Origin of the sequence: Nocardia sp. CC201C (genome assembly GCF_030010695.1) — a bacterium.
GTDB classification, from domain to species: Bacteria; Actinomycetota; Actinomycetes; order Mycobacteriales; family Mycobacteriaceae; genus Nocardia; species Nocardia otitidiscaviarum.
In genome coordinates this window covers 1-9511 of record NZ_JASCXP010000292.1, presented here as the reverse complement: position 1 = coordinate 9511, position 9511 = coordinate 1, and the positions used below count along the sequence as shown (strand labels likewise).

Annotated in this window: 10 protein-coding genes; 5 read left to right on the top strand and 5 right to left on the bottom strand. The window is 68.4% G+C overall.

What is annotated here, in order from left to right; translation table 11 throughout:
* From QK444_RS25510 to QK444_RS25490, 5 genes are all read right to left on the bottom strand, one after another.
* A partial coding sequence (locus tag QK444_RS25510; protein WP_282784431.1) for an AMP-binding protein occupies positions 1 to 473 on the bottom strand: 473 nt, incomplete at its 3' end.
* The gene (locus QK444_RS25505; RefSeq protein ID WP_282784429.1) at positions 470 to 1492 is read right to left on the bottom strand and encodes an HAD-IIIC family phosphatase; all 1023 of its coding nucleotides are present in this window, start codon (positions 1490 to 1492) and stop codon (positions 470 to 472) included. The genes QK444_RS25510 and QK444_RS25505, both read right to left, overlap by 4 nt.
* Positions 1492 to 2475 (bottom strand): 3-oxoacyl-ACP synthase, encoded by a 984-nt coding sequence (locus QK444_RS25500; protein ID WP_282784427.1) that lies wholly within the window; start codon positions 2473 to 2475, stop codon positions 1492 to 1494. The genes QK444_RS25505 and QK444_RS25500 overlap by 1 nt, the downstream gene beginning before the upstream one ends.
* Entirely contained in the window at positions 2472 to 3614 is a 1143-nt protein-coding gene (locus tag QK444_RS25495; RefSeq protein WP_282784425.1) for an acyl-CoA dehydrogenase, read from the bottom strand. The genes QK444_RS25500 and QK444_RS25495 overlap by 4 nt, the downstream gene beginning before the upstream one ends.
* Positions 3611 to 3889 carry an acyl carrier protein gene (locus QK444_RS25490; RefSeq protein WP_282784423.1) on the bottom strand — a complete coding sequence of 93 codons (279 nt, stop codon included), beginning with the start codon at positions 3887 to 3889 and terminating at the stop codon, positions 3611 to 3613. The genes QK444_RS25495 and QK444_RS25490 overlap by 4 nt, the downstream gene beginning before the upstream one ends.
* 182 nt (positions 3890 to 4071) lie before the next feature.
* On the opposite strand from QK444_RS25490, the gene QK444_RS25485 reads away from it, so the two are divergent.
* From QK444_RS25485 to QK444_RS25465, 5 genes are all read left to right on the top strand, one after another.
* Positions 4072 to 4512, top strand: coding sequence for a YbaB/EbfC family nucleoid-associated protein (locus QK444_RS25485; protein ID WP_282784421.1), 441 nt, complete (start codon positions 4072 to 4074; stop codon positions 4510 to 4512).
* Positions 4513 to 4622: 110 nt separating this feature from the next.
* Positions 4623 to 4937: a hypothetical protein gene (locus tag QK444_RS25480; protein WP_282784419.1), complete on the top strand. Its 315-nt coding sequence runs from the start codon at positions 4623 to 4625 to the stop codon at positions 4935 to 4937.
* 12 nt (positions 4938 to 4949) lie between these two features.
* Positions 4950 to 7520: a hypothetical protein gene (locus QK444_RS25475; RefSeq protein WP_282784417.1), complete on the top strand. Its 2571-nt coding sequence runs from the start codon at positions 4950 to 4952 to the stop codon at positions 7518 to 7520.
* A 158-nt stretch (positions 7521 to 7678) separates the two neighbouring features.
* Positions 7679 to 8281 carry a hypothetical protein gene (locus QK444_RS25470; RefSeq protein WP_282784415.1) on the top strand — a complete coding sequence of 201 codons (603 nt, stop codon included), beginning with the start codon at positions 7679 to 7681 and terminating at the stop codon, positions 8279 to 8281.
* A gap of 869 nt (positions 8282 to 9150) precedes the next feature.
* On the top strand, positions 9151 to 9511 hold a 361-nt coding region (locus QK444_RS25465), incomplete at its 3' end, for a hypothetical protein (RefSeq protein ID WP_282784413.1).

Genomic DNA, 9511 nt, shown 5'->3' with positions numbered 1-9511 from the left:
CCCCCCCCGCCGCCGCCCCCCGGGGCCCCCCCCCCCCGCGCGCCCCCCCCCCCCGCCGCCACCCCGCCCGGCGTGAGCGGATCGCGGCCGTCGATGATCACGGCCCCGCAGTCCACCGCCGCCAGCAACGCGCCCAAGGACGCCTCACCACCGGGGCCGGGTTCGATGACGCACCAGGCCGCCGCCGCGCGCTGGGCCGCGATCATCCCGATCAGGGTATCCAGGCTCTGTTGCTGGTAGACGACGACCGTCTGCCCGGGACGCACCCCGGCGGCGAGCAGCCGACGCGCCAACGACGCTGTCGCGGTGTCGAGTTCGCGGTAGGTGACCGAGCGCTCCCCCACCACGAGGGCGGTGCGATCGGGTACTCGGCCGGCTTGGTGCAGAAACCCGTCGAGCAGGTCGGCGCTCGGCACATCGGTACTCGGTATATCGGTACTCGGTATATCGGCGCTCAGCGGGTCCGTGTTCATCGGACCACCTCGACATGATCGGTGCCGCCGATAGTCGCGGCCGGAGCCGTGCGGGCGAGCAGCATGCGGTCCCCCGCGCGCTCGACCACGTCGTATCCGGCGAAACGCAGGGTCACCAGCATGACCCGGTTCAGCGGTGTGGCAACGAATTCCGCGGCCGAGCGCAAACCGGCCGCGTCGGCGCGCCGCACCACCTCGGCGATGAAGGCGGTACCGACGCCGCGCGACATGACCCGGCAGGACATGAGCAGCAGGAGCAGGACCGAATCGGATCCGCGCCGTTCGGTCACCGCCAGCCCGATGGTGCCGTAGCCGCCGAAGCGGTCGGTGAGCGAGGCGACGAGCACCTCGTGGCGCGGGGAGGCGCACAGGGCCCGCAGTTCGGCGAGGTCGAAGGTGACGCCGGTGGTATTGAGCTGGTGGGTGCGTTCGGTCAGCTCGTGTGCGCGCACCAGATCGGCTTCGGTGGCCGGGCGCACCGTCATGACCAGATCCAGCGAGGCGAGGAAATCGGAGTCCGAACCGGCGAATTCGGCCTGGGACTCCTGGCGTTCGCGTTCCGCGCGATACAGCGCGCGACGCTGCCTCGCCTCGGATGTCGCGGTGGCGGGCGTGAATTCGGGTAGCCCCGGCAGTTCGGCAATGCGCTCGACCGGGTAGCAGCGCACCTCCGGGAGGGCGGTGGCCACCTCGGCCAGCTCGACCGGATCGTTGTCGACGAAGGCGATGGCGTCGCGTCCGATGTTCAGTGCCGCGGCGATGCGGCGGACGGCCTCCGACTTGGGACCCCAGCCGATCTCGACGGCCGAGAACATGTCCTCGATACCGTGGGCGCGCAAATGCGCCGTGGCGGCGGCCGGTTCACCGCGACTCGCGACGGCGTGCAGGATGCCGCGCTCGTCGAGAGTTCGGATGGTGTGCAGCACTTCGGCTTTCGGTGCGCCACCATCGGCTTCCAGGACGACGCCGGGCCACACCGTGTCGTCGAGATCCCAGACCAGGCATTTCACCGTCGTCATCACAGCCTCCGCAGCAGTCCGGCGCTCCACGCTGCGACCGGGCTGCTGTTCAACAGCAGTGCGTACGCATCGGTCGCACGGGTGGGTGCGGCGGCTTCGAGATTGACCAGCATGTCCATCGAGCCGAGATGGCCGTAGGCCGCCAGATTGGCGTGGCAGACCTTGTCGACCGGGCGGTCGAGCGCCTCCTCCCAGAAGGCGAACGCTCCCGCCGACAGGTTCTGCATGAGCATCGTCCCCGGCGCGCCGTGAGGAACTTCGTTGCGGCGCAGCAGTTCCGGGATGATCGTGTCGAATCGCTTCTTGCTCTCCACGGCGAGCCGGAAGGAATAGGTGGACTCGTCGGCGCACTCCTCCACCCAGTCCTCGGAGTCGGTGTCGCGGTAGTCGATACGGAACAGATCGGCGTATTTGCCTTCACTGCGCACGATCTGGTCGACGAACTCCCAGCGACCCGGACCGGAGGTGGTGACCAGCACCGCCGCCGCACCGTCGCCGAGCAGCGTCATGGGGGCGCGATAGCGGTTGCGGGTGGGTGTCTTGGCCGCGGTGACCACCAGGGCGGTGCGGCAGTGGGTTTCGGCGCGCACCAGGGCGGCGGCCAGGGTCAGTGCCGAGGAGATGGAGACACAGCCGAGATCGCCGACCGCTGTGGTGAAGGCGCGGGTGGCGCCGAGCCGGTGTTGCAGCCGGGTCGCCTCCGAGGCCAGCAGGTAGTGCGGTGCGCGGCCGGTGACCAGGATCAGCGCGTCCAGGTCTGCGGCGTCGAGCGCGGCCTCGTCCAGGGCGATGCGTGCCGCCTCGGCGGCGAGATCGACCTCGGTCATGGCGTCGGCCGTGCGCACCGTGTCGATGCCCAGTGCCAGGGCGTGGTCGCGGCGGTGCGCGGGCAGTTCGGACAGCTCCGCCAGGGTCGCGACCTCGGCCACGGTGTCCGGGAACCAGGTCGCGACCGGACCCAGCAGTACGCGGTCGTGCGTCATCGTGCACCCCGTACGACATGTTCACCCATGGTCACCTCGGCGACCTCCTGTGCTCCCTCGATGATTTGCATGACCTTGGCGTCGCGGTAGAACCGGCCGACGCGGCCGTCCGGTGCGCAGCCCGCCGCGCCGAGTACCTGCACGGCGCGCTCGCTGACCGTGGCCGCGGCGGCCGCGGCCGCGTATTTGGCGGTGATGGTGGCGATCAGCGCCGCCGGGGATCCGGCGATCCGAGCGTCGGCCGCGCGTTCGCACAATGCTCGAGCGCCTTCGACGTCCGCCCAGCCGCGGCCGAGCGTGGCGCGGACCAACTGGTGTTCGGCGAGCGCCGTTCCGCCCTGGACGCGGGTGGCGGCGTGAGCGGCGGCATCGTCGAGGCAGGCGCGCGCGAGCCCGACGCAGCCCCAGGCGACGGTGTAGCGGCCGTGATCCAGCGCCGTGCCGATGACGTGGGAGAGGCCGAATCCGGGCGGTGCGATCAGCTGGGTGGCGGGGATGCGCACCCGGTCGAACCGAATGGTCGCCAGCCGCGCGCCGCGCAGGCCGAGACCGCTGTCGGCGGGCTCCACCGCGACGCCGGGACGGTGCCGATCCACCAGTGCCGCGCACAGGCCGCCCGGGGCGGAGCCGGGCGCGGTCGGCCCGGATGCCGAATCGGGCGATCCACCCACCTTGCCGAGTACGAGGTAGACGTCCGCGCGCTGGCCGAAGGTGACCCACAGTTTGGTGCCGGTCACCAGGAATTCCTGGCCGTCGGGTGCGAAAGTCGTAGCGACAGCGGATAGTTCGGTGCCAGCATCGGCTTCGGTCGCCGCCAGCGCGGCAATGAGCTCACCGGAGGTGAGCCGGGGTAGCCACTCGCCGCGCTGCGCGGCCGTACCCCAACGGTCCACCGCGGCGGCGACCATTCCGTGCACCGTCAGCAGCGAACGCAGGCTGGTGCACGCGTGCCCCAGCGTCGCGGCCAGTTCGCCCAGCTCGCGCGCATCGCATCCGGCACCGCCGAATGCCACGGGCCGATCCGCGCCGAGCACCCCGGCCCGCGCCGCCCGCTCGACCATCGCATCGGGCAGCCCGTCACGATCCCACCGCGCGCCGTCCACGGCCGCGGCCCGGACGAGGTCGTCCACCGCGATCACGAGCGACTGTCCCCGCCCCGCTTGCGCTCGACGAAGGCGGCCGCCCGCGCCGCGCTGCGAAAGTTGTCCAGCTCGAGATCCTCGACCTCGACCGTGATGCCGTATGTCTTCTCGACATGCACGACGATCTCGAGCGCCCGTAGCGAATTCACCAGCCCGAGCGCGAAAATATCGTCATCCGGCGATATTTCGATCTCGGCCATCGACCCGAAGTAGGCCAGCAGCTCCTTCGTCAACTCCGCGCGCCGCGTCTCGACCCGCTCCAGGTCTCCCACGAAAATTCCCTCTCGCCGTCATCCCGCGGCGAGCTCCTCCCGATCCCTCACCGCGCGTAGACCACGACACCATCACGGGTGATGGCGAACAAGCCCAAGGTTCTACGGGCGAAACAGGCGCAAGACGCGACCGCGAGCCCACTGGGTACTGTTCTCATACGAATCGTTCGAAGGAGGGATGGGTGGACAGGCCGGGATCGGGTTCGCTCGGTACCACCGAGTCGCTGGGCACGAAGCTGGACAAACTGGCCGAGGCGCTGACCGAGGGGCACGCCGCCGTCCGGTCCGACGGCGTCTACGTCGATGTCAAGGCGGACGGCCGGGTCACCACCGTCCACATCGACGAGGACGCGTTCCCGGGCGGGCGGCAGCTGGGTCCGCTGCTCACGCGCCTGCTCAACAGCGCCCGCGAGCAGGCCCAAGCCCGGGTCGAAGAGCTGGTGCGCGAGGTGCGCGAGGATCCCCGGACAGCGGCGATCGTCGAACAGATCGGAGACGCGCCCCAGCGTGACCTGCCACCGGCGGCCACCCGGCCACCGGGGCGCATGGATTACGGCCACGGCGACGAAGACGATGAGGACTATCACCCGTTGCGGCCGAAGTCGCCTATCGCGGCCGACTGATGGGTCTACCGGGGCGGGCTGGTAGTGCAGATTCGGTGCGGGAATCCGGCGATCCGCGTCCAGTAGAGTAATCGCGGAAAAGACCAGGTTGACTCGAGGGGGATGGGCCGATGGGCTACGACGCCGACGATTTCATCTTCGTCGATCCGGAACGAGTTCGCGGCCTGGTGTCGGCGATGAACACCGCGGCGGACGCGCTCGGTGCGATCCGCGCCGACGACCAGACGCTGTCCTCGGCGCTCACCATGAGCACACTGCTCCCCGGAACCGGGATCAACGCGGCATGTATGGCCGGTTCCACCCATGCCACGACCGCCATGACGGCGACCACCGAGCAGGTCCGGGTGATGGCCGCGCGCACGGACAACGGCCTGTCCGCGGTCCTGGCGCAAGAAGCCGAGTCCGCGAGCCGGTTCCCCAAGTAACGAGGACCGGCGATGAGCGAGGCCCCCATCCCCACCGTGTCGCAGGTGCGTGACTGGCAACTCGACCAGCTCGAGCAGCAGGGCGGCTTCTGGAACCAGCAGGCGAGCAAGTTCCAGACCGAACTCGACGTCGCCTACGACAATGTCGGCAACTCCGCCGACTACCTGGTCGGCAAGTTCGGCAACGGCCTGCGCGACAAGAGCGTGACCGTCCGCGACACCGGTTACCGGACCGTCGGCGCGCTGCAAGCGGCCGGTGCCGCGATCGGCAACGGACTCGAGCCGCTGCGGTTCGCTCAGAAAACGGTAACCACCCTGCTGACCGCGATCACCTCCGGCGGCTTTCTCTGGGGTGAGGACGGTACCGTCACGCTGTCGCTGGCGCAGGTGGCGAACGCGCTCTCCGGCGACGATGCCGACAGCGCGGCCATCAAACTCGCGGCACTGGAACGCCAAGCCAACGACTACACCCGCGCCCTGCAAGCCGGGCTGTCCGGGGCGGCGGCGGCCGCGCAGAGCGTCGTCAATGGCATCGACGCCGCGTTCGCGGAGCTGCCCGCCGCCGGAGACGGTGCCGCGCCGTCGGGCAATACCGGCGCCGACCTGGGTGCGGAAGTCGCCAAAGAGGGCCCGGTCCCGCCGGAGGCCATGACCCGCATCGAGCAGGCCCTCGACCGGATCAACCTCTCCGACGACGACCAGGCCGCACTGGCGGCCGGTGAGACCGTCGTCGTTCCCGCCTCCACGCTCGAGTTCACCCAGCGTCTGCTCGACACCGCCGGACCGGACGGCTTCGCCGAACTCAGCGAACAACTGCGGGCTCGAGGACCCGAAGGCGAAGCGCGGGCGCAGGCCCTCGGCAACGCGGTCATGCTGCTGTCCAACGAGAAGGTCGTCGGCGTCGGAGCCGACGGCACCCAGACCCCCGGCGGCTACGACCAGCTCCCCGGCGATGTCCAGCAAATGATCTCCACGCGGGTGAGCCTGAGCGGCGCGGCACCGGACGACAATGCCGGTCAGTACCCCGATATGGGGCTCCCGGGCATCGCGAACCAGGGCGCGTTCCTCTCCCAGCAGGGCCGATTCCTCGACGCCCTCGCACAGTCCGACCCGGGCTACCAGCCCGGCACCAAACTGTCGACCGAGCTGCACCGACAGGGCATGCATCTGGCCTGGCTGGAATCGCACAACATTCAACTGGGTCCGGACACCACTATCCCGCTGGACGATTCGCTCACCAACGCGATCGAGATCGCTTCCCGCAACCACGAGGGCACCACCGCCATTTTCACCGGCGAGGGCGGACCGGAGATCCTGGGCGACGGTTACCACCCCGACACCGCGATGCTGTCGCTGCTGCAACGCGAATCCAGCGACCCGGACAGTCCGCTACTCGGCGCGATGACCGACTGGATTCCACAGGAAGCGCACGTCACCGTGCCGCCGGGTCACCCCGACCATCAAGCGCAGGTCGACCAGGCCACCCAGGCCGGGCGAGCGGCCCGCGGACTCGCCGACATCATCTCCACCACCGAATCCGCCGACGGCACCAATAATTACAAAGTGCTGCTGTCCGGTAAGAATCCCGACGATCTCGGCACGCTGGACAGTGCCGGGATGTCACCCGATGCCGCGAAGCAGGTCGCCGAGGCGCTACAGCCGTTCGTCGGCAAGCTGGTCGGCATGCCCGACGACCTGTCCGGAACCCTCGGATTCGGCAACGACTTCGGTCCCCGAGAAACGGTGCGGGTGCTGAGCGTGCTGTCCACCGACCCCGACGCCAGTCAGATCATCAACGGCGCGGCCCTGGCGGAGTCGCAGCGGATGGACAAGGTGTTCGTTACACCCGGTATGCCCGGTGCCGGTGATCCGGATATCGGCCGGTATGCCAACCGGATGGAATGGGCGGTTACCGAGGCGCTCAACACCGAGTACACCGAACGCACCGGCGAGGCAAGAGACGCCGCCAGCGACAAGACGGCGAGATGGAACGCCGCCTACACTGCCGCGCAGATCATGACCGGTGGATTCGGGCCCGGCGGGGCCGCCGTCGCGGCCGTATCCGAACCGTTCAAGCTGGGCGTGTTCCCGTTCGACCCCGAACAGGTCGACCCGCACGACCCACTGAGGTACAACCTCCGGCCCGACCAGGTCGGCCAGTACAGCCCCTTGACGGTCACGGGCAGCGACTTCAGCGCGACCACCTTCGGCGACCCTGCGCACCGGCAGTACAACGCCCTGCTGGAACTCACCAATCAAGGCAGGATCGACTTCAATGACGTGCCACCGGAGTACAAGGACGCCACCGGAGAACGATTCAAGACCTACACCGACTACAGCGCCGACATCAAAGGCCTGCCGCAGAACGACCGAACCCCCTCCACGGATCGGGTGAACACACTACTCACGCAGGCCGGCATCGACACGACGAAGTTCGACGCCTACGGCCAGAGGGCCGACGACGGTGAGAACGTGGCACTCGAAAACCAAATTGCTCCCGCCGACCGCGAAAAATCGGAGAACGATGTTCTCGCTGGCCTCGCCATACCCAAGGACCTCAAGAACACATGGCCCACAGGATGACACGACGACCACCGGTACAGCTCACCGCGACCATCGGCGCGGTGATACTCCTCATCACCGGATGCGGCGGGACCGACACTCGCGACGCCCCGACAACCAGCAGCGCTCGACCCCCGAGTGGCGTATACGAACCTCCCGACGAGGTCCGCAACGCCACAGTGGTGTGGTCGGCCGAACCCGGTATTGACCTGTTCTCCACCGCAGCGACACTGATGCGAGCCGCGAATGAATCCGACATCATTGGCAGCTACGCCGGCCTAGACCACGCCTACCCCGGCTACGCCAAGGCCCTGGATCGGCCCTACACGACCCGCTACGACATCGAGAGTTATCGCGGAACAATCGCCGGAACGGTCCTCAACCACATCCAGCGAATCCAGGACACTGGAGACGGGTACCTCGTCGAGTTCTGCGCCCTACCGAACGCCTATGGTCAACTCGATGACGGCCGGTACAGGAGATGGTACGGCCGAGGATCCGCCTTGGCTGCCCGGTTCACCCGCAATAACGACGCACCTGCCCCCACGACCACCACTCCCACGGCCACGCCGAACCCGGCACCGGATCGGATGCATTGGCAGGCACCCACCTACGACGTGTTCACCGGATGGACCATCTCCTACGTCGAGAGCGGGGCATCGTGCGATGACTGGGCCCTGAGCCTGTACCCGGACGCACCGGTCGAGAACGAGATCAGCTACAGCGACACGCCACCACCCGTGCAACCCGCCTACCCGGGCTGGCCCACCCAACCGGACTAGACCCCCACGTCTGGCAACTCGAGACGCTGAACGACCCTCCGCGGACCCGGGACTGTCGCAAACAGTTGGAACAGTCCAGCCTGATCGCGATCTCGCAACTGGCGCTCACCGAGGTCGATCATCGAAGAGCGATACCGCGACCTCGCACTGGACCTGGCAGATACCGTTATGTGCCTTTGGCAACCGAATACGACACCGACGCGATATCGACGTTGGATCGGCGTGATTTCCGCGCAATGCGCCCACTCAGCCGCTTCGAGGATTTCGGCGTCCTACTCGACGACGGCTAACTGGCGTTCGGGCTTGCAGATTGGGGAATGATTGCAGGGCGGTGGGTTTCGGCCTTGTCCATGTGTTGAGGTGTCGGCCGTCGTATCGGGTTCGGGGTGTTGCTGCAGAGATGTGAAGAGATGAGTGTGGTGGCGTTGGGTGTCTTACCTGGCTTGCGCTGACGCCGGGTTGGGTGCCGCGCGCGTCTATCCCAGCCGACGGACTGGCTGGGGTTGCGTTCTCGAGACGGGCCCTTGGGCGGGGGTGGTCTATTGGCGTAAGTGATCGCCTCGGGTCGGGTCCGGCCGCTGGGCGTGGTGCGGGGGCACCGTGCGGGCGTGATGATCTGAGTGGTCGTGGTGGTCGGTGGCGTTTCGGTCGATCCGTCGCGGGGACGGGTGATCACACGCGCCTGCACCCTGTCGACCCAACGGCGGAGGTATCGGCCGACCGACGACCGAGGGCTTCGACTGGCCGACTGTCGGGAGCGTCGACCGTGCGAGCGCAGCGGACATCGGCTGTCCGAGTGTTGGGGAGGTCGATCGGCTGAGCGTCGGCGGCGACTGCCCGCCCGGGGCATCGGTGAGCCACTGCTCCGGATGATGATGCAGATTCACCCGAGGAACCCGCCCCGGATCGATCCGCGTCGGCGGCGCCCACACGACACGACCCGGATACCGGCCACTGCCGACACCACCACCGCGATTGCCGCCGCTACCGAGGCCGTTGCCGATACTGCCGACACCACCACCGCGATTGCCGCCGCTACCGAGGCCGTTGCCGATACTGCCGACACCGCCGCCGCGGTTGCCGCCGCTGCCGATGCTGTTGCCGCCATTGCCGCCGACGCTGCCGATGCTGTTGCCGCCGATGCTGCCGCTGCTACTGCTGTTGCTGTTGCCGCGTCCGAGGGTGGCCCACCCGGTCGGATCCTCGACATCCTCGGGGATCTGGGCGTGG